The sequence below is a fragment of the uncultured Merdimmobilis sp. genome (assembly GCF_902471145.1).
GTDB lineage: Bacteria > Bacillota > Clostridia > Oscillospirales > Ruminococcaceae > Merdimmobilis > Merdimmobilis hominis.
The window spans coordinates 1-21,403 of record NZ_CABRJC010000008.1; the positions used below are offsets into that span (position 1 = coordinate 1).

A 21,403-nucleotide genomic window follows, 5' to 3' on the forward strand; every position below is an offset into this window, starting at 1 on the left:
GCCCACAGGTCCTACCGGCCCAACCGGGCCTACTGGCGCAACTGGTCCTACCGGTGCGGCAGGTGCAACTGGCGCCAGTGTGACTGGGCCGACCGGGCCCACAGGTCCTACCGGCCCAACCGGGCCTACTGGCGCAACTGGTCCTACCGGTACGGCAGGTGCAACTGGCGCCAGTGTGACTGGGCCGACCGGGCCCACAGGTCCTACCGGCCCAACTGGACCCACTGGGAGTGACGGGGATGCTGCTACCGTTCAAATTGGCTCTGTGACAACTACGGAACCCGGCACTGAGGCCACAGTTAGAAATTCTGGCTCTTCCGCTCACGCCGTATTTGAGTTTACTATTCCTCGTGGTGCTACTGGTAGTAGTGCTGCTATACCACAGCTCATTACTGTAGCTGATGCGCCACCGCAGCCCAGTGGGAATAACTTGCCGATGACTTTTCATGACAATGTGGTATTCTCCGGAAGCAACATCACCCACACCATCGATTCTGGAAATATCGTAATCAACCAATCTGGTATCTATCAAGTGTTTTTCCACTGTACCGTTTCCGCTTCCCAGGTGACGCCTGCGGCAATACAAATTTCAATTCTACAAGATGGTGATATTCTTCCTGGCGGTGTAGCTCGCCACACATTCCAGTCAAGCAATGAATATGCAACGGTTTCTCTCAGTACCGCATTCGCGGTATCAGAAACCTCTTCCACAATCCAGGTTTCTTCTAGTACACCTGGGTTTTTACTCAGTGATATTGCGCTGACGCTCAACCGTTTGAGTGATTTACCCGAATGATGAGCAATCTAAGCCATCAGTAAACAGAAAACCTATATATTCGTTTTTTGAATCGTGTAGAATCGGCTTGAACAGAAGAACAGATTTTTAACTGATATTTCCAATTTCCTCTGATGAGGTTGTGCTTTCATCCCACTTTTCTCTCCTTTTTGGCCCCCGCTATGTGCGGGGGCCTTGTTTATTTTGAAAACACTCAAAAATGCAAATCCACCCCAAATTTTAAAATTGGAGGCAAAATTCCGCCAGTTTCTCCCCATTTGAGGAGGAACCCTGCCATTGCCCCCGGCATACTTTGGGGATAGGAGGTTATGCTGATGAACATTTATCGAAACCAATCAAGCCCTTTCTTTTACTGCACCCCTCTCTACAGCGGGACTTGTGCCGGATGTGGGGCAGCTCCCTCTAGCCCATCTGCCCAGGGGAGTACCCCGTGCCCTATTCTGCATCCCAATGGCTGGTGGAACCCTCCTGGTACAAGAGCGGCGATTCCCTGCGCTGGTCCTACCGTGGAGGGGAAGGAGTGGGGATCTCCCCGGATGAAGCTACGTTAGCCCTCACTCCGGGCAGGGACTATTTTGTCTCCTACCTGATTCAAGGGGTACTTCCTCCCCGGGCATCCCTGGAAGTGCTGCCTTACTTTGGGAGCGAGGACCCCATCCCCTTTTCCAGTTCCGGCCACAGCGGAATCCAAGAGGAACGGGTAGGAGTCTCCGGAGGGTTTTTACTCCCCGCAGCCAACCCAATGTACCTGACTTTGCAGCTGGCCACCAACAGCCCGGCCCCCATTTCGGTGACCGGCTCCCTCCACCTCTTCCCTCTGCCCTACTGACGACTGGCGGAAACACCATCCCCTTATTTCGACATCCTTCCCCCCTGGAACTCAACCCTGTAGGGGAGCCTCCACCCCCAAACCTTCATAGTATACCAATAGGCGCAGCGCCTTTTTTCTTTTTCCGCCGCAGGGCATGCGGCAAATACATGCAGTTGTGGAGGCAAACCTATGAACAACCAACCATCCAAACCGAGCCGCCAGAGGTGGTCCGCCATGGAATTGACCGGCCTAGCCCTGGTTCTATCCTCTCTCGCGGCACTGCTCTATGCCCCCGACAGCTTGTCGGGCCTTTTCACCGCCATCACCGCGCGGGTCTGCCCCATTGTGGTGGATGTCTTTCTCACCAGCGACGTAGGAGTAGCCATTGTGGTCAGTGTCATTGTGGGCCGGGTGTTGGAACGCCTTGGCTTCACCGACGCCCTGATCCGCATTTTCCTGCCGGTAATGGGGACCATGGGAATCAACCCCTCGGTGATCATCCCCAGCGTCTATAATATCCTAGGGGATATCAACGCCTCCGGCAAAATCGCCGGCCCCATCCTGGTCAAAGCGGGCGCCACCCGGGATGAGATCAAGCTCTCCATCGCCACTATGATCCAGAACCCCCAGTCCTTCGCCACCTTTGCCATCGGCTTGGTGGCCCTGACCGCCTTCGGCATCAACCCGCTGCCGGTGGTTCTCCTCTCCATCTTCCTGCCCCTCATCGTGGTGCCCTTTCTCCTCTCCCGCACCCTGTATCGGGACACCAAAGCGGTGGAGCTGGAAACCCTTCCCCGCTTCACCCCCCAAACCCCGATGATGAAGGTCCTTTTCGACTCCGGCATAGAGGGGATGCAGCTTCTCCTCTTGGTGATCATCCCCGCAGTGGCCGTTGTGTTCACCCTCATCGGCGTGCTGGATTTTCTGGGCGTCTGGGCCGCCATAGAGGCTGGTATTGGCTCCCTGCTCTCCGCCCTCTGCATTGAGCCCGGCACTGGGGTGCTCAGCGTCTTGGTCAGCCCCACCCTGGCGGTAGCCCAGCTGCCGGCCCTCACCGGCATCGACCCCCGCTTGGTGGTAGGAGGCTTCGTCCTCGCCAACTCCGGGTTCCCGCTTTCAGTGGTGCTGGGTCAAGTCCCCGCCACCTGGGCGGAGTCCACCGGCTTGCCGGAGAAGGACGGCCTCATCGCCGCGGTGCTGGGCTGCGGCATCCGGCTGGCCACAGCGGCGGCTCTCGCCTACTGGCTCACCCCTTTCATCTTGAGGTAGCGCCATGAAGGAAACGTATGTGGTCCGCGCCAAAAAAATTGTCACAGCAGGGCCTCTTGGCGCCATCGAACAAGGCGCCTTGGTGGTGGAGGATGGTATCCTGCTGCGGGTTGTCCCGGAAGGGGAGCTCACGCCCGAAGAGCGGGCCCTCCCCTTGGTGGACTTTGGGGAACTGACCGTCACCCCCGCCTTGGCGGACTGCCACTGCCACCTGCTGGAATACGCAGCCGGGTCTTTGTATCCGGTAGCGGAACCGGCCCATCTGCTGGCGGGGAAAGCCCTCCTGCTGAACGCCCTTTGCAGCGGCGTAACCGCCTTGGGGGAACAGATCTGCGGGCACCCGGCCTGCGGCCTCTCGGTAGAGGAATACCGCCAAGCGGTGGAAGGGCTTCCTCTCACCGTCCGGTTTGCCCTTTGCGGCATCACCCTGGGCACCGAAGGGGCACCCCATTACTCCGCCTTGACAGGAAGTACCCCTGTGGGGAAATCCGACCTTCTCTCCCCCAAGCTGCTGGGGGACCTGGTAGAGGGGAACGATTACCCGGGGGAGAATGTCTTTCTCAACGCCACCCCAGCCAACCTGCCCCTCTCCCTGACCCCCCAGGCGGGGGAACTGGTCTTCCGGCGGGAGGAACTGCTGCAAATCGTCAAGGAATACCACCGCCGGGGCAAGCGGGTTGGGGTCCACGTGGGCGGCAGACAGGGCATCCAGATGGCCCTGGACTGCAAGGTGGATGTCCTTCATCACGCACATGGCATCACACCCGCCCAAATGCGGCAGGCAGCCCTCCAAGGGGCCATGGTGGTGGCCACCCCCTTGGGGGGAACCCACCTCTCCCCCAACCCACCGGAGGAGATTGCGGCTCTCCTGGAGGCCGGTGTGGAGATCGCCATCGCCACCGACGCTTACCTGCCCCCTTCGGAGGGGCTGGGCCTTTCCCCCGGAAAGCTCTACGGAACCGAAAGCCTGATGCTGCTGGCCCAGCCGGCCATGGTCCTCCTGCGGGAAAAAGGCTGGAGCGAAAACGATTGCCTGCGCCTGCTGACCGCCGCCCCCGCCAAGGTCATGGGATGCGAAAACCGGTTTGGGCAGCTCCTGCCGGGGATGGAGGCCACCTTCCTGGCAGCGAGGGGAATCCCCGGTTTGGAGGTCACCAAGCCGGAGGATATCCGAGCCGTGTACCACCGGGGAAAAGCTGTCATCCAGCGCCTTTAGGCGGGAAAGTTCCTTCCCATCTTTTTACCGTGCCATAGCCATTTTTGACATCTCTGGATAAAAAATCAATGAATTTCTGGAACATCCTACAGCGAAAATATTTAATTTGCCAAAACAGTTGACAGCTTCACATTTTTCACGTATAGTTAAAGTCAAGCTGAACGAATGGTTCAGAAAATTTTTTCAAAAAACGAGGTATACTACTCCATGTTTCAGGACAAAACTTTAATTTGCAAAGACTGCGGATCCGAATTCATCTTCACTGCTGGCGAGCAGGAGTTCTACGCTGAGAAAGGCTTCACCAATGAGCCCCAGCGCTGCAAAGCTTGCCGCAACGCTCGCAAAAACGCCAGAGGCGAATCCAGCAACGGCACCCGTGAGATGTTTGATGCTGTTTGCGCTGAGTGCGGCAAACCCTGCAAAGTGCCCTTCCAGCCCAGAGAGGATCGCCCTGTTTACTGCAGTGATTGCTTTGCAAACAGAAGATAATTATAATCATCCGGAATTAAACAGCACACCCTATAAGGGTGTGCTGTTTTTCTTTTTGCCTTCCTTTAGCATAGGGTCTGCCCTCTTCTTGGTGACCGCTGTCTAACAGCTGCGGCGCTGCCTTTGCGAATCCCTACCTATTTAACCCCCCAGAGTATCTCCCCCTTCCACCCACACAGCAAAAGCCACCCCCGGAGGATTCCCTCCGGGGGTGGCTTTTGGCTAGGATGGATTTTATTTCGCAGCGGCTTCCAACTTCTTCTGCCGTTTCTGCTGTTTTCGGGACTTGCGGTCCTCTTTGTCGAAAATCAAATACAAGGTGGGGATCAAAATCAAGGTTAGCAAGGTGGAGAACAACAGGCCGCCGATGACTACTACCGCCATACTCTCCATCATCTCCACGCCAGAGCCAAAGGCCATGGGAACCAGCCCCACAACGGTGGTAAGGGTGGACATCAGGATGGGGCGCAGACGGGATTTTCCCGCCATTACCAAAGCGTCGCGAATCTCCATCCCCTCATCCCGGCGCAAGATATTGGCGTAGTCGATGAGGACGATAGCGTTGTTTACCACGATGCCTACTAGCATGACAACGCCAAGGAGGGATGCCATGTTGATGGAGCTCCCAGTGAGAAGCAAAGCAAAGAAGGACCCAGTCAGTGCAAAAGGCACCGACATCAGGACAACCAAGGAGAACCGCAGGGATTCAAACTGGATGGCCATAACGGCAAACACCAGATAGATGGCGATGACCAAGGCGCGGCCGATGGCCGCGAATTCCTCATACATCATCTCCATGTTGCTGCCCTCCCCCAGCTTGATGCCTTCGGGAAGGCCCATCTTCTGTACCTGCTGGATGGCCAGCCGGGTCATATTATTGATGTTGGACCCGGCGGGAGGGGTCGCTGTCACAGTGACCAGATACTCGCCGTCCATCCGCATAATAGAGGAGGGGGCGGTGGAGTAAGTGATGGTGGCCACATCGGTCAAGGCCACCTGTCCGCCCCGTGGGGTGTCAATCATCAAGCCGTACAGGTCGCTGATATCCTGGAACCGCTCAGGGTCATATTCTACCATGACCGAGTATTCGGTGTCCCCCTGCTGAAGGGTCATCGCCTGGGAGCCGGAGATCTTGCTTCTGGCATTGGTTAAAACCGAGGAAGGGGTCATCCCCACCGAACCGGCCAAAATGGGGTCCACCTCGATCTTGGCGCGGGGGCTACCATCGGAAAGGCTGGTGCTGGCCGTCTGGAATTCCGGCATCTTCACCAGTTCTTCCCGCACCAGCTCTGCCTGCTCCTTGAGGGAAGTCAAGTTTTTGCCCTGCAAGGTGAGCTGTATCGAGTCGCCGGTGCCGATGGACATCATATTTTGTTTGCTGACCTCCACGCTGCAGTTGGGGATGCCGGCAGTCAAGTCCCGCATCCGCTGTACAAACTCGTCGCTAGTCATGGAGGCGTCGTCCTTCAGCTTTAAGGAAATGGAGCCGCCGGAACCGCTGCCCATCATGCTGGCCAGGCCAGAACCGCCGCCCACCGACATGGAGTAGGTCTCCACATCCGGCTCCTTTTTGACAATGTCCTCAATCTGGGTCATGATCTTACTGGTGGATTCCAGGTTGAGGCCGTTTTTTACATCGACGCTCATAGAGATCCGGCCGTTTTCCATAGCCGGCATCAATTCCATGTCAATCTGGGAATACATGCCCAAGGCCGCCACAAACAGCACAATGGCGGTGACCACCACCAGGGCGCGCTTATCAAGCAATTTGCGCATCAGCTGGCCGTAGCGCTCCTCCAGCCGCCGCACAGCCCGGGCAAAAGAGAAGTCCTTGCGCTCCACCGGTTTGAGGCGGACGAACAGAAGGGGTACCAAAGTCAACGCGCTGACCAGAGAAGCGGTCAAGGAGAACACAATGGTATAGCAGATGTCGTGGAAGAGCTGGCCGCTCATCCCCTGCATCATGCCGATGGGCAGGAAGACCACGATGGTGGTCAAGGTGGAAGCCACAATGGACCCCAGCACCAGCTCCGCGCCCTTGATGACGTTTTCTTCAAAGCTGCGCTCCCCTGCCTGGGCTTTGAAGCAGCTGTCGATAACCACGATGGAGTTATCCACCAGCATGCCGATGCCGATGACCAAACCGCCCAGGGAGATGAGGTTGATGGTCATGCCGAAGAAGGACATGAGGATCAAGGTAGCAAGCACCGAGAAGGGCATGGAAAGGCCCACAATCAGGGAAGCTTTCCACTCCCCTAGGAAGACCCACAGCACCACTACGGCGATGGCAAGGCCCTCCACCAAAGCGGAGGCCACGCTGCGGATATTCTCCATAATATCCTCGCCGCTGTTGCTGGTGACCTCAATCTCCAGGCCCAGCTGCTGGCTGTTCAGATTGTCTACCACCTTAAGCACCTGGTTGCAGATGTCCACCGTGTTGGCGCTTTGGTTTTTGGCTACCGAGATGCCGATGGTCTCTTTGCCGTCCTGGCGGTAGTAGGAAGAGATTTCCTCGTCGGCCAGGTTGACCTGGGCCACATCCGAAACGTGGATAATGTCCCCGGAACTTAGGGTGATGGGCACATCTTCCAAACTGTGGTATTCGGTGAACTCCTGGCTGCCGATCAAACCGACAGTGACGTTGCCCCGGTCCAGGTCACCCAGGGTGACCTCATATTCGGCAGTGGCAATGGCCGAGACCACCTGCTGCATGGTGATTTTGTACTGGGAGAGCTTGTTCTCATCCAGCAGTACCTGGACGTATTTTCGGGATCCGCCGCTCACCGACACGTCAGACACGCCTTCAATCTTCTCAATCTCCGGCACCACGTTGTCCTCCACATAGGCCTTGACATTGTCGTTCGCCTCCGCTTTGATGGAGAGGGACATGATGCTGTTGTTCAGGTTGCTGGTGTTGACTTCAATGAGCACTGGGTCGGTGCAATCATCCGGCAGCGGGACCAATGCCAAGGCAGAGGAGACATCCTGATATTTTTTATCGATGTCCGCTGAATATTCGAACATCATGACCACCATGGACACCCCTTCACTGGAGACCGACTGGGTGCTGTCCACCTCGGACACGTTGGCGATGGCCGCTTCCACCCGATCGGTGACCATTTTATCCACCTCTTCAGGGGAGGCGCCTGGATATTGGGTCATGACCATCAGCACCGGCATTTCAATCTCCGGGGTGGATTCCAAAGGCATCTCAAAGATGGAAGAAATACCAAAGGTCACCAGGCTGACAATGCAGATAAGAATGCAGACCGGCCGTTTGATGGAAAACTTGGGGAGAGAAAACATATTCCTTATTCCCCTTTCTCATCGCCTGCAGAAGAAGAGCTCTCCTGAGGCTGCTCTTCACTGGAATCCCCAGAAGGGGCCTCCTCCGGCTGGGAAGCACTGGCTTCCAAAGAGGGGGCATAAACCGCCGCGCCATCCTTCAGATCGGGATGCCAGGTGGTGATGATTTGATCCTCGTCTGTGAGGCCGCTTTCGATGACAATGGAATCGGCGGTAGACACACCGGTGACCAAGTCTACCCGGACAGCCACCCCATCCCGGTATACATAGACATAGGGCTGGTTTTCATCGTATTCGATCAGGTCCAAGGGGAGGATCAGCTCGTCCTGGGCATTGGCGGTGGAAGCTTTCACTTTTACTACAGCGCCGGAGCGAACGGACTCCAGGGGGACCACTGGCTGGGCTTTCGCCGCATACAAGCCGGTTGCAGCATCGGCCTCTGCAGCCATCTCAATGATAGTGGCCTGGTACTCCTTGCCGTTGTACACCACAGTGACCCCATCCCCCACCGAAAGGGCGTTGGCGCCGTCCTCCGACAGGTTGAAGGAGACCACCGGGGCTTTGTCCTGGCTGGAGATGACATACACCGGGTTGGTCATGGCGACCATATCGCTGTCATCGGCGTTTTTGGTGGTGATCACCCCGGAGATAGGGGCGTAAACCTTGGCGTCTTCCAGAGCTTTTTGGGCTCTTTCGTAGCTCAGCTGGGCTTGGCGAATAGCGCTTTCCGCAGAGCCCAGGGTCTCCCCATCTCCACCGCCGCTGACCAAATCATAGGCACGCTCTGCGTACTCCAAATCGGTTTTGGCGTTTTTCTTGTTGGTTTTATAGGTGTCCTCGGTTTTTTCATAGGTGTTGACAAAGGTGGTGAAAGCGGTGGCGGCTGTTTCGTATGCCGTCTCGGCCGTTTTGACTTGCTCTTTGAATGTCTTTAATTCTTCTTCTGTCTTCCCTGCTAGTTCTGCATCTGCAAGCTCTTTTCGGGCAGCTTCCAGTTTTTCCTTTGCCGCATCCCTAGCATCCCGCAGGGCGCTGCGCTGGTCGTCGTAGTCCTCCTCCAGGTCTTCCCAATTGTCCTTGACGGTCACATACTGCCGGGCGCTGTTCTCCTTGGTGCGCTCCGCATTCATCAAGCTGGTCTCCGCACCAATCACCGCAGTCTGATACTGCAAATAGGCCAGTTCCAGATTGGTCTCCAAGTCCTCGGTATCCAACTCAAAGAGGAGGTCTCCGGCTTGGACTACATCGCCTGCACTAAAATAGGTATGTACAATCTGCCCCTGGTTTTTGGGGAAAACCTTGACGCTTTCCGCAGCTTCCAAGCGACCGACAAACTCAGTGCCCCGGCTCAAATCCCCGCGGCTAGCAGTGGTAGTCAGTACACGGATCGCCGAGGTTTCAGCCTCTGACTCCACTGGAGCGGAGGCCGGAGCTGCTTCATTGCCGCAGCCGGCGACAAAAACCAAGAGGCCCGCCAACAAAATGGCGAGAGTTTTTCTTTGGAAACGATGAGATTGATTCATTGAGTACGCCCCCTAGATAGTAAATAGTAGTGGGTTTGTGGACGGTATAGAAACAATACACAGAGAGATACTATTTCTATTTTACAAATACATAGCAAGCTATATATTTATTTTCAGTGATTTTGCTGATTATTTTGAATCTTGTAAAGCAAGGAAATCAACGTGTCAACCTCCTCAGGGGTGAGACATGAGAGGAATCTGCCCCAAACCTCAGAAACACAGCTAAGCGCTTCTGTTTTTATGTCGCGGGCTTTTTCGGTCAAACAAATCCGCTTATAGCGGGCATCTTTCTCCCAAGAGCGCCGCTCGATAAAGCCTTTGGCCTCCAAACGTTTGACAATCCCTGTTATAGTGGGGTTGGATAGATTCAGGATTTCTTCCAAATCCTTTTGGCAAAGCTCATTTTCCTCGGCCTGATCCAAACACCCGAGAACCAGGACCTGTGCGGAGGTGAGTTCTAAGCTTTTGACCTTGCGGTTAAACTCCTCCACCATAGCATTGTGTACCATTTTAAACAATTGGAGAAGCTGCCCCTCTGTCCCGACGCTATACACCAATTACAGTCCTCCTTCCTTTTAGAATGGGAAATAGCACGCTATTTATTATAGCGTGAGGATTTTGTGAGTGTCAAGGAAACATTGTGAACATTTTGTAAGAAATTCCAGAAAAATATGAATAGACCTGTCACTTGTTCACAAGACCATCACAGAATCCTTCCCTATCTGGTTTTCCGGCAGGATGGTTTCAAGATCCGCGCTGCCCTTTTTCGATAAAATCCGTCAAAAACCCTGATTATAAAAAGGGTAGGATTATTTTATTTCCAGCCTATTCTCCCTAATTTTTTCTATTTTCCCTTTAAATTCGGCCTTTTATGGTGTATAATATTGGAGAAAAGTGAATTTGTGACCTCCGTGTGACAATCGCTTTTTTTGTTGTACCATTTTCCCAGTGGTTTCATATTGGGTTTTTGGTAACTATTGTGAGAACAAGGAGGAATTAACCATGAAAAAACGGGCAAACAGAATCCTATCTGCGATTCTGGCAGCTATGGTTGTTGTAACCATGAGCGGCATGACTGTCTTTGCTGAAGAGGTCAGTTCTGCCCCTGTAGCCCCCGAAGAGGGGAGCAGCAGCTCCGCTCCCGCAACCCCTGAAGGAGAGGATGCTTCCAGCTCCGCTCCCACAGTTCCCGAAGAGGAGAATAGCAGTTCTACTCCTACAGCCCCCGAAGGGGAGGATGCTTCCAGCTCCACCCCCACAGCCCCTGAAGGAGAAGATGCTTCCAGTTCTACTCCTGAAGTGCCCGGGGAGAGCAGCAGCTCTACCCCTACAGCTCCCCAGGAGCAGGTCCCGGCTCAGCCTTTGACCCCGGCTGCTCCCGCTCCCCAAGAAACCGGCATTGCCATCGATGGCAAGTATTACAACAGCATCGCTGAAGCCATTGAGGATGGCGACGGCAAGACCATTTCCATCACCGATAATAAGACCGAGAACGTGGTGATCCCGGAAGGCAAAGACATCACCCTGGATATTGCCAGCGGTATAACCCTGTCTGGCAACGGTGACCACACCATCTCCAACAAAGGCACCCTGACCGTCACCGGTTCCGGCACAGTGGAAAATGTCTCCAGTGGCAAAGGCGCTTTGGCCAACTACCCTGGCGCCACCGCCATCCTGAAGGGCTGCACCTTTACCGGTAACACATGGTATGTCATCAAAAACCTGGGCACACTCACCATGAGCGGCGCCGACCTGGTTCAGGAGCATGCCGGCTCCAGCGCCATTGACAACGGTTTTTACGGCAACAGAGGCGATGCCGGTGACCTTGGAGTAACACCTCCTGTAGACAACACCATCACCCTGACCATTAACGGCGGCACCTTCTCCGGCGGCATGAACACCGTCAAGAACGACGACTACGGCGTGCTGACCATCAATGATGGCACCTTTGAGAACACCGACGGCCCCGCTGTCCTCAACTGGAATGAGGCCACCATCAACGGCGGCACCTTTACTGTAAACAACGCTTCCACATCTGTTCTCGCCAACGGTTATTATAATGAGACTGCAGATAAAGGCCGAATGACTGTCAACGGCGGCACCTTTACCGCTGCTAATGGCGGCGAAGGTTCCCTCTTTGGATACGGTGTGGGAGATGGCAGCAAAGGCGGTTTCCTCAAAATTACTGATGGAACCTTTAATGGAGTATTCGCCACCAATGACGGATATCCTCATATTCCTACCATCTCCGGCGGCACCTTCAACAAAGAAGTCGATGCCAAATACCTGGCTGCCGGCTATGAGTGCAGAAAGTCCGGCGACAAATTTGTGGTAGTGGGCGAAGACATTGGCGTTGTTGTAGACCCCGCCCCCAGCACCCCCAAAGATGAAGTGAACATCCCCTCTGGCGCAACCGAGGAAGAAAAGAAGGCCATCGAGGATGCCAAAAACGACCTGACCTCTTCCAGCAACCCGGCTGCTACCACTGCGCCCACCGGCCTTGAGACTGTTGTGATCCCCGAAGAAGCGAAAAAAGCTGCGGAAGAGCAGAATGCCGCTGAGATCGAAGTGGTCATCTCCACTGTGGTGGAAGAAGTAGGGACCAAAGAAGTCAAAAATGAGGATGGCACCGTGTCTGTCGTTGTCACCTCTGTTCAGTTCGACGTAGAGCCCAAATGGGTCGTCGGCAATACAAGCGGCCTCATCTCGAACCTGAACGGCAACACCATTACCTTCCGTCTGCCTGTTCCTTCCTCCGTCACCGCGAAGTATGCCAAAGTTGAGCACAAAGGCGACAAAACTCAGTATGTTGATATCCTGAGCGAAGGCGGCGCCAAATACGTTGAGCTGTCCGCCACCCACTTCAGCCCCTTCACCCTGACCTTCACCGATTCCAAACCCAGCTCTGGTGGTTCCAGCGGCCACAGCGGCGGCTCCTACCAGGATAAAGTCGATGACTTCTGGCAGGATGTGAAAGACCAGATCTCCGAGGCCAAAGACGGCGACACTATCAAGATCGACGCTAAGAGCTACGAGAATATGCCCTGGACTGTTATGGAGCTGCTGGGGAAACACAATGTCACCCTGGTTATCGAGTGGGACGGCGGTGATACCATCACCATCCCCGCTGGCAAAGCCCAGTCCACAGAGGGTTCCCGCCTGTACTGGTCTCTCTCCTCGCTGGCAGAGCTGTACAAAGGCGAACAGCCTTCTGAAGACAAACCCGGCACAACCCCTGAACAGCCCTCTGAACCCGATAAGTCCAACCCCTCCACCGGCGATGCCTATCCTATGGCTGCTTTGATTACTGCCCTTGCCGCAGTATCTGTTGCCGGTGCGACCTTCTCCCGGAAACGCAGATAATCTCTACATAATTTAACAAAATCAGAGATTCCAAAAAAGGTGCGGCAACTGCCGCACCTTTTTTTCATGGGTTTCGGTCATCGAACCATAATTATCTTAAGGCTCTTCCCTCTTTGCTGCAACAAGGCCACCCTCATCCGGCGGGCAAATTTTCCCCATTTGGGTTGACATTTGTCTACCTATAGTCTATACTAGAATTAAAGGTAGACATTTGTATACCAAATTAAATGAACGGAAGGAGTGATCCCATGCAGACCGTCAATCTATCGGACAGCGAGTGGAAATTGATGAACCTGCTGTGGGCAGATGCCCCCCGCACCATCACCGAATTGGTGTACCAGCTTAAGGAGGACACCGGTTGGAGCAAGCACACGGTGATCAGCATGCTCTCCCGGCTGGAGGCCAAAGGAGCAGTGCGCCATGAGGAAGGCGCCCGCGCCAAACAGTTTTACCCGACCATCGACCCGGAGGGGACCAAAATCCGGGAGACACAAAGCTTCTTGGAACGGCTTTACAATGGCAGCCTTGGCCTAATGCTCAACACCTTGGTGCAGGAACGGGAGATCTCCAAAGAGGAAATCGACGAACTCTATGCCATTTTAAAGAAAGCGGAGGAGGAGCAGCCATGATAGAACAGCTTATCACTTCATCCTTCCTCATCCTGGCGGTGCTGCTGCTGCGGATGCTGCTCCGCGGGCGGGTCAGCCGGCGTATGCTGTATGGTCTGTGGCTGGTGGTGGCTCTGCGGCTTCTTCTGCCCATTTCAATCCCCTCTCCCGTCAGTGTCATGAATGCGGTAGACCCTTCCGGAGCACAGCAATTTATCAACCAGCAGGTCATCCGGGTCAACCCGGACCTTTCCGATGCCCTTTCCACAGAGGAAGATTCCCCTTCAAGGGAACCTGCGGCCTCCCCCATTTCTAGGGGAATGCTGCTGCACGCAGTATGGCTGGGGGGAGCCGTTGCCACCGGACTCACCTTTGCTGTGGTGAACCTTTCCTTCTCCCGGCGGCTGCGGCGCCAACGACAGCCTTTTGATGCGCCCGGATGCCCTCTGCCGGTTTATCTGGCAAAGGATATCCCCTCCCCTTGCCTCTTCGGCCTCTTGCGGCCCAGCATCTACATTTCCCCCCAGGCGGCAGAGGATGAGAGCACCCTGTCCCATGTTCTCACCCACGAGTATTGCCACTTCCGCCAATGGGATCATATCTGGTCGTTGGTGCGGACACTATGTTTGTCCCTCTATTGGTTCCACCCCTTGGTGTGGGCCGCTGCTGCCTATAGCCGGTCTGACTGTGAATTGGCCTGTGACGAACTCGCGGTAGCCACCCTGGGGGAGGAACAAAAGCTGGCCTACAGCAGAACCCTGGTGGAGCTGGTGCGGGAGAAGCCCCGGTTCTCCCACCTGGCCTACACCGCCACCACTATGGCCTTGGGCCAAAGCAATATGAAGGAGCGGATTCTTATGATCGTCAAATCCCCCAAGACCTCTTGTTCGGCGCTGGCGGCTGTCCTGGTATGCCTTGCCCTGCTGGTGAGCTGTACCTTTACCGGCAAAACCCTCACTGGGGCACAGGCTGTGGACAGTTTGGAACAGAGCATCCATTTCCAGGACAACAGCATCGCGTTCACCCTGCCCGCCGGTTATGCCAATGCCGAAGATTGGAACATCCAGGTCTACGGCAGGGCCGGAATGGACGGCGCAGGTATGAGCATCCACTTATTCGAAGCGGAAAACAGCGACCGCAGCTGGCAAGCGGGCAAGACCTACACCATCGACTTGGCAGAAGCACAGTACCTAGAGCTCTCTATGGATATCTCCCTATACAGTGACGAATCTCTTTCCCGCACGGTAGACCTTTTGGCCAAAACTGGAGGCGATACCACCTTACATGGTTACAACACCGTCTACGTCACCTTCCCCGCTTACCAGGACGGGCGCACGGCAGACAACAGCTTCCAGTATGATACACAGCCATTTGACGCAGTCCTGCAGCTCCCGCAAAACTGGAAGGTCTCCCTCCCCGCTCGGGAAGAACGGGCAACTGGCGGCCCCCTTTGGACCTCGGTGGAAATCTATGATGAAAATGGCCCGGTGGCCACCATGGGGTTCTCCCGCTATGAGCGGTACGAAGGCGGCGATTTGCCCCGGGAGGAATACTACAAGGCCGTATACCCCAACCTGCGCCTTGGCAGTTTTGTGAACTGGGGGGATTACACCCCGGTGCGCACCGAGGAGGGCTCAGAAAGCGCCCTGGCCACCGTCACCTATTTAAACCCCACTCAGCTGGAGAACCATCCTGGAGCCATGGCAGAAGTTCCTCAGATTCAAGTTCCCGGTATTCTCTGCTACAACGATGACCTTACTGTCTATACAGCCATACAATTCGCTGAGGGCTATGGGGTGGATGAGGGGACCCTTCGCACCATCGCCCAAAGCCTGCATCTGATCCCTTCTGAATATGGGCTGAGCGGCAAACGCTTTGGCGATGCCTACGCCGACCGGGATTACAGCGGCATTCAAGTATTGGATGCTGATGGAAACGATGTATCCAAAATCCTAATCGACCTGTGGTATTGTGCCAGCGACGCTTATGACGTAGACGGAATGGTGGTGTTTGAGACCGGGGATTGGGTCAGCCTTTTGGATAACCATCCCCAGTTCATCGAACTGACCAATTATGATGAAGTGCTCCCGAAGATTTTCACCCCCCGCGCCATCGCCCAATATGAAGCCAGCGATGTCGTCCTCATTCAAAAGACCGCTGACGGCAAAGTATACCGTTTAGGGCCATGGCGCACCGGCTACTCCTACGCATGGGCGCTGACTGACCTGCGCGGGTTAGAGGTTCAGCCGGATCGAATTGTGGCAGAGGCCACCTATATCAAAAATCCCGGGTACGCTGGCGCCGGCGAGGACCCCGCCTATGTCCCGGAATATGATACGGTTCCATTCACTGTTGTCAAACAAAACGGTATCTGGCTGGTGGACGATTACACCTACCCAGAGCGCAAGAATGGATAGGTACCCCAGTTCTTGCATCCATGCCATCCATAAAGGATGCTGTTTGAAAGCTATCCAAATACACAGCTAAGAAAACTACAAAGCCGCCCCCAACCATCATAAAATTCTGGTTGGGGGCGGCCATTATTTTGGGGGATCAAAAGCTAAAATCAGTCCGGCAGGCCCTCGCCCTACCTGTTGGAGAAGCTCTCAGAGCAGGTCTCCGACCAAAATATAGAGCGGCCTAATGTAGGCAGTTTACAAAAAAAGAAACCTTGAAAAACCGCTTTCTCAAGCTATTTTCCAAGGTTTCTTCATTGGTTGCCCGACTAGGATTCGAACCCAGACAAACAGAGTCAGAGTCTGTCGTGCTACCTTTACACAATCGGGCAACAACCAATCGTTTGAAGTATTCCCTCAATCGACTTTATTATTATACTATGCCAGCCACTATTTGTCAACCTATTATTTGGGATTTTTTCTCTTTTTCTTCATAGGCCCCAACTCGCCCATTTTCGGGAAAATAGCCATTTTCTTTCCTGCAATCCGCCAAAATATTTCTTTCAGAAACATTGCCATTCCCACCGGATCTTGCTAAAATGGTAGGAGATAAAATGAAAGGAAGTAATGCAATGCGTGCAAAAAACATCATCGATTTGACCGACCTTTCGTTGGAGGAACTGACGGCAGTCATCGACCAGGCACTGGAGATCAAAAAAAATCCTGCCGCCTATGCAGACCGCTGCAAGGGCAAAATCCTTGCCACCCTGTTTTATGAGCCCTCCACCCGGACACGCAACTCCTTCCAAACCGCTATGCTGCGGTTGGGCGGCCAGGTGATCGGGTTTGACAACCCCATGAGCACTTCCGTCTCCAAGGGGGAAACTCTGAAAGACACCACCATCATCATGAGCGGCTATGCGGATATTATCGCCATGCGCCACCCCATGGAGGGCGCTGCCAAAGCCGCGGCATTGTATGCTTCCTGCCCTGTCATCAACGCCGGAGATGGCGGCCATCTCCACCCCACCCAGACCCTCACTGACCTGGTTACCCTCAAAGATCAGAAAGGCACCTTGGAGGGCCTCACAATTGGCCTGTGCGGCGACCTAAAGAACGGCCGCACCGTCCACTCCCTGTGCAACAGTATGGCCAAATTCGGCTTGAAGGCCCACTTTGTCTTTATCTCCACCAAGGAGCTGACCATGCCAGAATACATCACCGAAATCCTGGATCACTCCCCCTGCACCTACAGTTTCTGTGATTCCCTGGAGGAGGCTATCCCCTCCTTGGATGTCCTCTACATGACCCGTATCCAGAAAGAACGGTTTGATTCCCTGGAGGAGTATGAGCGGCTGAAAAATGTTTATGTCCTGGACCCTGAGAAGATGAAAAAAGCCAAAGCCGACCTCATCGTCCTCCATCCCCTGCCCCGGGTGGACGAGATCACCAATGAAGTGGATGACGATCCCCGCGCCTTGTACTTCTACCAGGCTAAATGCGGCGTCTACGCCCGGATGTCCCTCATTCTCCACCTGCTGGAAGAAACCCCTGCCCAAGGCATTACCTTTGGCGGCGAGGATGCTTCCTTCCGCTGCCCCAACCCCAAATGCATCACCAAGAGCGAAGGATACCTTCCCCATGCCTGCCACAAAGACGGGGAACACACCTGCTGCGAATACTGTGACGCCCGCATCTAATGAAAAGGTGAAGTCCTACCAAGGAACCGGTATGGCTTTCGTTGCCATACCGGTTTTTTCAAAAAATCCATTGGGCTGCCCTGCAATTTGGCATAAAAGCGCGGTAGAATGCCTACTGCCCTCATAATTAGAGGATTTTTGTGAAAACTAGCCCCGAAAGGCACGCCTAAGGTATTGCAATTCATACCATTCTGGTGTATGATTAGGATGTGCTAAATTTTGCATATAAGGGCGAACGCTTCCGCCGGATTGCGGTCGGGAGCACCTTGTCCAAAGACCGGCGGAAATGGACAGGCCCTTCGCTGCCGCCGGAGAAACGGAGTGTTACGTATGGCTATTGTTCATCTAACTGAAGAAACCTTTAAAACTGATGTATTGGAATCCAAAGGCATTGTCCTGGTGGATTTTTGGGCTACCTGGTGCGGTCCCTGCCGGATGCTGGCCCCTATTTTGGAAGAAGCGGAAAAAGAGCTGGAAGGCAAAGTCACCGTCTGCAAGCTGGATGTGGATGCCTGCCCTATTGCCGCCTCCAAATTCTCCGTCATGACCATCCCCACTTTGGTGCTGTTTAAGGATGGCAAAGAGGTCAGCCGGGAAATCGGCCTGATGCCCAAGCAAAAAATCATTGAATTGACTCATCGCGCCTAGTTGCACGACTGGTAAAAATCCCCTGGAAGGCTGGCCTTCCAGGGGATTTTGGCATTATTATGCGGCTAGATGGGCAAACTAAGGCCGAGGTGAATGTTATATGATACCCATTGTCATTCAATCCGGCGATCCGGAATGCCGCCTTTCCACCGCCCTGTGGCGGGCGCTGCGCCCATTTCACTCCACCGCATTGATCGCCCGGGAACGGATTGCAGCCAGCAGCTCCCCGCCGGATTTTTTGATTGTGGAAGGGGACTTTTTCCGGGTGGAACTGCCGGGCAACGCCATCGCGATCTATACCGGCAGCATGGATCGCCCGCCCGCAATCCCCAAACACGGGATCGCTGTGGTGGCAACTGCCTCCCCACAGGTGCGAAAGGCCGTGGCCCAAAGTGGACTGCCCGCCATTACCTGCGGCCTTTCCGCCAAAGATACTATCACTCTTTCCAGCAGCACTGCAGACAGCCTTCTGATCAGCCTGCAACGGGGGATCACCAGCTTCTCCGGCGCCCCAGTGGAGCCGGTGGAAATCCCCCTCACCCTCTCCTGTCCCCGCAATCCGCTCCTGGTGTTGCCGGTGGCCGCTGTCCTGCTCCTACTGGATCACCTGCCCCAATTTGCCCAACTCTCCTTGTAGAACCGCTTTCCCTGTTTGCAGCTCACGTCGAATCCTTCCTAAAAATTTCACAAAAATTGACAGTCATAACACAAGCGGTCAGGAGGATACTATTACTGCAAACGCAAAGCGGCAAAACTTCAATCTGAAAGAATAAAAATCAAGGAGTGTATTTTATTATGGCTAGCAACTCTAATAACAGCGGTTCCAATCGTATCGTCGTTCCCGAAGCTCGTGAGGCTATGGACAAATTCAAAATGGAAGCTGCCAACGAAGTTGGCGTAAACCTGAAGCAGGGTTACAACGGCGACCTGACCTCTCGTGAGGCTGGTAGCGTGGGCGGCCAGATGGTCAAAAAAATGATCGAGGCTTACGAGAACTCCATTAAGTAGTTCTTTGCCAAAGATAATTAGGGAACGGCTCTAACAAGAGCAGTGCAGCGAGCAATTCGCACCCTGCAAAAAGCGGACAGGCTTGGCCTGCCCGCTTTTTGTTGTCCCACTGAAATCGTAAGAAAACCGACTGGAATTTCCCCCCAAAAAGATTCCCTTTTTGCAGTATCCTAGAGATAGAACAATGTTGCCGCCTGTTGCTTGGGCAAAGAGAAAGGGAAGGGGAATTTATATGAATATGAAGCTGACTACCCGCTGTTCTCTATGGATTGCCGCCGCCGTTTTTGTCTCCTCTCTGGGAGGCGCCGCCCTGTGCGCCCAGCGGGCATCCCTCCTCTGCAACCCCCAGATAGAAACAGCCTCCAGCTCAAATCCGGTGGAGCCCCTGATCCGGACAACCCAGCTCAATGGGGAAATAATTTTAGAGGAAAACGGAATCCCCACTGTTTTCCATACGGGTTTTGTGGTACAATAGCCACAGCAAAGCTGTGCCATTCGAAGAATTGCTTGCAGGGCGAAGCCCTTTGCGGCAGGGGCCGCACCGCAATTCTTGCCGTTTGTGCAGACTTTATAGTACAATAGCCACAGCAAAGCTGTGCCATTCGAAGAATTGCTTGCAGGGCGAAGCCCTTTGCGGCAGGGGCCGCACCGCAATTCTTGCCGTTTGTGCAGACTTTATAGTACAATAGCCACAGCAAAGCTGTGCCATTCGAAGAATTGCTTGCAGGGCGAAGCCCTTTGCGGCAGGGGCCGCACCGCAATTCTTGCCGTTTGTGCAGACTTTATAGTACAATAGCCACAGCAAAGCTGTGCCATTCGAAGAATTGCTTGCAGGGCGAAGCCCTTTGCGGCAGGGGCCGCACCGCAATGCTTACAGTTTGTGCAGACTTTGTGGTATAATAATTGCAAAGCGGTTACTGGGGATGAATTCCCCGACAATGAAAGCACCACCTCCATCATCAAATGGTTGATGGGGTGGCATTGCCATCTGTTTTCCCAGCAGCATATTGGGCTATCGTGTTTCACAAGGGCTTACAGGAGCATCCCCCTTCCCCTATTTTTTGTGCCGGTAGCCCTGACTGAATAAGAATACGGAAACTTCGCGAAAGGAGTCCATTCCCCTATGAAATTCTCCTACCTGATCGACCGGGTGGTCAACATTGATTTTCAAAATCTAAACCAAACACTGGATACCGTCTCCAAACGTTCTGGCAAAGGCAAGCTCAGCTTGGTCTGTGACATGGCTTGGTGCGGTTTGAAGTACGGGGCAGGGTATACCGACTATACCTACTGCCAGTTTTACAAATTGAATGGGGACAAGCGCAAAACCTACTTGACCCGCACCATCCAGAATGAATTGGTCCGCAAACTCAACGACCGGAGGTTTTACCACTGTTTTCAGAATAAGCTGGAGTTTAACCAGTTGTTCTCCCCGCTGGTCACCCGCCCTTACTTGGATGTTCGGGATGTGAATGTGGAATCTTTCCGCCGCTTCCTCAAAGGACGCAGCGAGATCATCGCCAAGCCAGTGGACGGCATCGGCGGCCATGGGGTCAAACGGATTGCCGTTGATGAGAACACCGATGTGGAACAGCTCTATAATTCCCTGTTGGAGGAAAAACGCACTCTAGTGGAAGAGGTCATCCAGCAGCACCACGCTTTGCAGGAGCTGTACCCCCAAGGGGTCAACACCGTCCGGGTGGTGACCATCCTCACCGGCACGGTGGTGGACATTATGTGGGTAGGTTTGAAAATCGGGAGCAACGGATCGGTGGTGGACAACGTTGCGGAAGGCGGCATCTGCGCTTGGGCAGACCGCTATACCGGTGTAATCACCACCCCCGCCGCCAACTACGACGGGATGGTTTTTGAAAATCATCCCAACACCGGGGTCAAGATTGTGGGGTTCCAAATTCCCAACTTTGACGCGGTCAAGGAGGTCGCTTCCACTGCTGCCCGGCTGATTCCTGAGATCCGCTATGTGGGGTGGGATATCGCCGTCACCGAAGACAGCGCCCAGCTCATCGAGGGGAACGAGTACCCCGGCCATCTGCTGATGCAGATTCCCGCCCACCTTAAAGACGCAGAAGGGCTGCTTCCCCGGTTTCAAAAATATCTCAAATAATTGGGTATTAAACGGTTTCCCTAGCTTTTGGCCAAGGGGCCGTTTTTTCTTGCTCCGATCCCCTTCCAATTTCTCCCCTAAGCCTTTACATCCGACATCAACCGCTATATAATGGGTTATGTATCAATCACCGGGAGGCGATTTT

At 54.3% G+C, this 21,403-nt stretch carries 18 protein-coding genes and 1 tRNA gene; 15 read left to right on the forward strand and 4 right to left on the reverse strand.

All coding sequences use genetic code 11. From position 1 onward, the window contains the following. The 6 genes from RDQ42_RS05310 to RDQ42_RS05335 all read left to right on the forward strand — a co-directional run. Nucleotides 1-234: hypothetical protein (locus RDQ42_RS05310; protein ID WP_308588421.1), on the forward strand; the 234-nt coding region annotated here is incomplete at its 5' end. A gap of 202 nt (nucleotides 235-436) precedes the next feature. Next, on the forward strand, nucleotides 437-796 hold the full coding sequence (locus tag RDQ42_RS05315; RefSeq protein ID WP_152916791.1) for a hypothetical protein: 360 nt from the start codon (nucleotides 437-439) through the stop codon (nucleotides 794-796). Nucleotides 797-1,226: 430 nt separating this feature from the next. Further along, nucleotides 1,227-1,625, forward strand: coding sequence for a hypothetical protein (locus tag RDQ42_RS05320; protein ID WP_054330860.1), 399 nt, complete (start codon nucleotides 1,227-1,229; stop codon nucleotides 1,623-1,625). A gap of 171 nt (nucleotides 1,626-1,796) precedes the next feature. Beyond that, entirely contained in the window at nucleotides 1,797-2,876 is a 1,080-nt protein-coding gene (locus RDQ42_RS05325) for a hypothetical protein (protein ID WP_054330859.1), read from the forward strand. Between the two features lie 4 nt (nucleotides 2,877-2,880). Continuing rightward, nucleotides 2,881-4,092 carry an amidohydrolase family protein gene (locus RDQ42_RS05330; protein ID WP_308588422.1) on the forward strand — a complete coding sequence of 404 codons (1,212 nt, stop codon included), beginning with the start codon at nucleotides 2,881-2,883 and terminating at the stop codon, nucleotides 4,090-4,092. A 207-nt stretch (nucleotides 4,093-4,299) separates the two neighbouring features. Beyond that, complete coding sequence (locus tag RDQ42_RS05335; protein ID WP_054331239.1) at nucleotides 4,300-4,581, forward strand: zinc-ribbon domain containing protein; 282 nt, start codon at nucleotides 4,300-4,302, stop codon at nucleotides 4,579-4,581. 234 nt (nucleotides 4,582-4,815) lie between these two features. Here RDQ42_RS05335 and RDQ42_RS05340 read toward each other — a convergent pair whose 3' ends face one another. The 3 genes from RDQ42_RS05340 to RDQ42_RS05350 all read right to left on the reverse strand — a co-directional run bounded on the left by RDQ42_RS05340 (nucleotide 4,816) and on the right by RDQ42_RS05350 (nucleotide 9,904). Continuing rightward, nucleotides 4,816-7,887: an efflux RND transporter permease subunit gene (locus RDQ42_RS05340; RefSeq protein WP_071427272.1), complete on the reverse strand. Its 3,072-nt coding sequence runs from the start codon at nucleotides 7,885-7,887 to the stop codon at nucleotides 4,816-4,818. Nucleotides 7,888-7,892: 5 nt separating this feature from the next. Further along, a complete protein-coding gene (locus tag RDQ42_RS05345) occupies nucleotides 7,893-9,410 on the reverse strand; it encodes an efflux RND transporter periplasmic adaptor subunit (protein ID WP_071427273.1) in 1,518 nt (505 codons plus the stop codon). A gap of 113 nt (nucleotides 9,411-9,523) precedes the next feature. Beyond that, on the reverse strand, nucleotides 9,524-9,904 hold the full coding sequence (locus tag RDQ42_RS05350; protein ID WP_161802790.1) for a MarR family winged helix-turn-helix transcriptional regulator: 381 nt from the start codon (nucleotides 9,902-9,904) through the stop codon (nucleotides 9,524-9,526). Between the two features lie 508 nt (nucleotides 9,905-10,412). On the opposite strand from RDQ42_RS05350, the gene RDQ42_RS05355 reads away from it, so the two are divergent. The 3 genes from RDQ42_RS05355 to RDQ42_RS05365 all read left to right on the forward strand — a co-directional run bounded on the left by RDQ42_RS05355 (nucleotide 10,413) and on the right by RDQ42_RS05365 (nucleotide 15,798). Then, nucleotides 10,413-12,773, forward strand: coding sequence for a hypothetical protein (locus RDQ42_RS05355; protein ID WP_308588423.1), 2,361 nt, complete (start codon nucleotides 10,413-10,415; stop codon nucleotides 12,771-12,773). Between the two features lie 248 nt (nucleotides 12,774-13,021). After that, nucleotides 13,022-13,402 carry a BlaI/MecI/CopY family transcriptional regulator gene (locus RDQ42_RS05360; protein WP_231358568.1) on the forward strand — a complete coding sequence of 127 codons (381 nt, stop codon included), beginning with the start codon at nucleotides 13,022-13,024 and terminating at the stop codon, nucleotides 13,400-13,402. Next, on the forward strand, nucleotides 13,399-15,798 hold the full coding sequence (locus RDQ42_RS05365) for a M56 family metallopeptidase (protein ID WP_231358569.1): 2,400 nt from the start codon (nucleotides 13,399-13,401) through the stop codon (nucleotides 15,796-15,798). The genes RDQ42_RS05360 and RDQ42_RS05365 overlap by 4 nt, the downstream gene beginning before the upstream one ends. 297 nt (nucleotides 15,799-16,095) lie before the next feature. On the opposite strand, the gene RDQ42_RS05370 is transcribed toward RDQ42_RS05365, so the two are convergent. Continuing rightward, nucleotides 16,096-16,169: transfer RNA gene (locus RDQ42_RS05370), tRNA-Gln, on the reverse strand. A 240-nt stretch (nucleotides 16,170-16,409) separates the two neighbouring features. Here RDQ42_RS05370 and pyrB point away from each other — a divergent pair. The 6 genes from pyrB (at nucleotide 16,410) to RDQ42_RS05400 (ending at nucleotide 21,258) form a co-directional block, all read left to right on the forward strand. Continuing rightward, nucleotides 16,410-17,477 (forward strand): aspartate carbamoyltransferase, encoded by a 1,068-nt coding sequence (pyrB, locus tag RDQ42_RS05375; RefSeq protein WP_054330848.1) that lies wholly within the window; start codon nucleotides 16,410-16,412, stop codon nucleotides 17,475-17,477. 330 nt (nucleotides 17,478-17,807) lie between these two features. Beyond that, a complete protein-coding gene (gene trxA, locus RDQ42_RS05380; RefSeq protein ID WP_071427276.1) occupies nucleotides 17,808-18,125 on the forward strand; it encodes a thioredoxin in 318 nt (105 codons plus the stop codon). Nucleotides 18,126-18,225: 100 nt separating this feature from the next. Continuing rightward, nucleotides 18,226-18,762, forward strand: coding sequence for a hypothetical protein (locus RDQ42_RS05385; protein WP_054330846.1), 537 nt, complete (start codon nucleotides 18,226-18,228; stop codon nucleotides 18,760-18,762). A gap of 158 nt (nucleotides 18,763-18,920) precedes the next feature. Next, nucleotides 18,921-19,133: an alpha/beta-type small acid-soluble spore protein gene (locus tag RDQ42_RS05390; protein ID WP_071427277.1), complete on the forward strand. Its 213-nt coding sequence runs from the start codon at nucleotides 18,921-18,923 to the stop codon at nucleotides 19,131-19,133. Nucleotides 19,134-19,365: 232 nt separating this feature from the next. Further along, nucleotides 19,366-19,608 (forward strand): hypothetical protein, encoded by a 243-nt coding sequence (locus RDQ42_RS05395; RefSeq protein WP_071427278.1) that lies wholly within the window; start codon nucleotides 19,366-19,368, stop codon nucleotides 19,606-19,608. Between the two features lie 648 nt (nucleotides 19,609-20,256). After that, on the forward strand, nucleotides 20,257-21,258 hold the full coding sequence (locus RDQ42_RS05400; protein ID WP_231358571.1) for a sugar-transfer associated ATP-grasp domain-containing protein: 1,002 nt from the start codon (nucleotides 20,257-20,259) through the stop codon (nucleotides 21,256-21,258). The last annotated feature ends 145 nt before the right edge of the window (nucleotides 21,259-21,403 follow it).

Excerpts from the sequence above, each read along its gene's own strand:
- RDQ42_RS05315 (WP_152916791.1), top strand. The coding sequence starts at position 437 with ATGACTTTTCATGACAATGTGGTATTCTCCGGAAGCAACATCACCCAC.
- RDQ42_RS05325 (WP_054330859.1), top strand. The coding sequence starts at position 1,797 with ATGAACAACCAACCATCCAAACCGAGCCGCCAGAGGTGGTCCGCCATG.
- RDQ42_RS05330 (WP_308588422.1), top strand. The coding sequence starts at position 2,881 with ATGAAGGAAACGTATGTGGTCCGCGCCAAAAAAATTGTCACAGCAGGG.
- RDQ42_RS05335 (WP_054331239.1), top strand. The coding sequence starts at position 4,300 with ATGTTTCAGGACAAAACTTTAATTTGCAAAGACTGCGGATCCGAATTC.
- RDQ42_RS05340 (WP_071427272.1), bottom strand. The coding sequence starts at position 7,887 with ATGTTTTCTCTCCCCAAGTTTTCCATCAAACGGCCGGTCTGCATTCTT.
- RDQ42_RS05345 (WP_071427273.1), bottom strand. The coding sequence starts at position 9,410 with ATGAATCAATCTCATCGTTTCCAAAGAAAAACTCTCGCCATTTTGTTG.
- RDQ42_RS05350 (WP_161802790.1), bottom strand. The coding sequence starts at position 9,904 with ATGGTGGAGGAGTTTAACCGCAAGGTCAAAAGCTTAGAACTCACCTCC.
- RDQ42_RS05355 (WP_308588423.1), top strand. The coding sequence starts at position 10,413 with ATGAAAAAACGGGCAAACAGAATCCTATCTGCGATTCTGGCAGCTATG.
- RDQ42_RS05360 (WP_231358568.1), top strand. The coding sequence starts at position 13,022 with ATGCAGACCGTCAATCTATCGGACAGCGAGTGGAAATTGATGAACCTG.
- RDQ42_RS05365 (WP_231358569.1), top strand. The coding sequence starts at position 13,399 with ATGATAGAACAGCTTATCACTTCATCCTTCCTCATCCTGGCGGTGCTG.
- pyrB (WP_054330848.1), top strand. The coding sequence starts at position 16,410 with ATGCGTGCAAAAAACATCATCGATTTGACCGACCTTTCGTTGGAGGAA.
- trxA (WP_071427276.1), top strand. The coding sequence starts at position 17,808 with ATGGCTATTGTTCATCTAACTGAAGAAACCTTTAAAACTGATGTATTG.
- RDQ42_RS05385 (WP_054330846.1), top strand. The coding sequence starts at position 18,226 with ATGATACCCATTGTCATTCAATCCGGCGATCCGGAATGCCGCCTTTCC.
- RDQ42_RS05390 (WP_071427277.1), top strand. The coding sequence starts at position 18,921 with ATGGCTAGCAACTCTAATAACAGCGGTTCCAATCGTATCGTCGTTCCC.
- RDQ42_RS05395 (WP_071427278.1), top strand. The coding sequence starts at position 19,366 with ATGAATATGAAGCTGACTACCCGCTGTTCTCTATGGATTGCCGCCGCC.
- RDQ42_RS05400 (WP_231358571.1), top strand. The coding sequence starts at position 20,257 with ATGAAATTCTCCTACCTGATCGACCGGGTGGTCAACATTGATTTTCAA.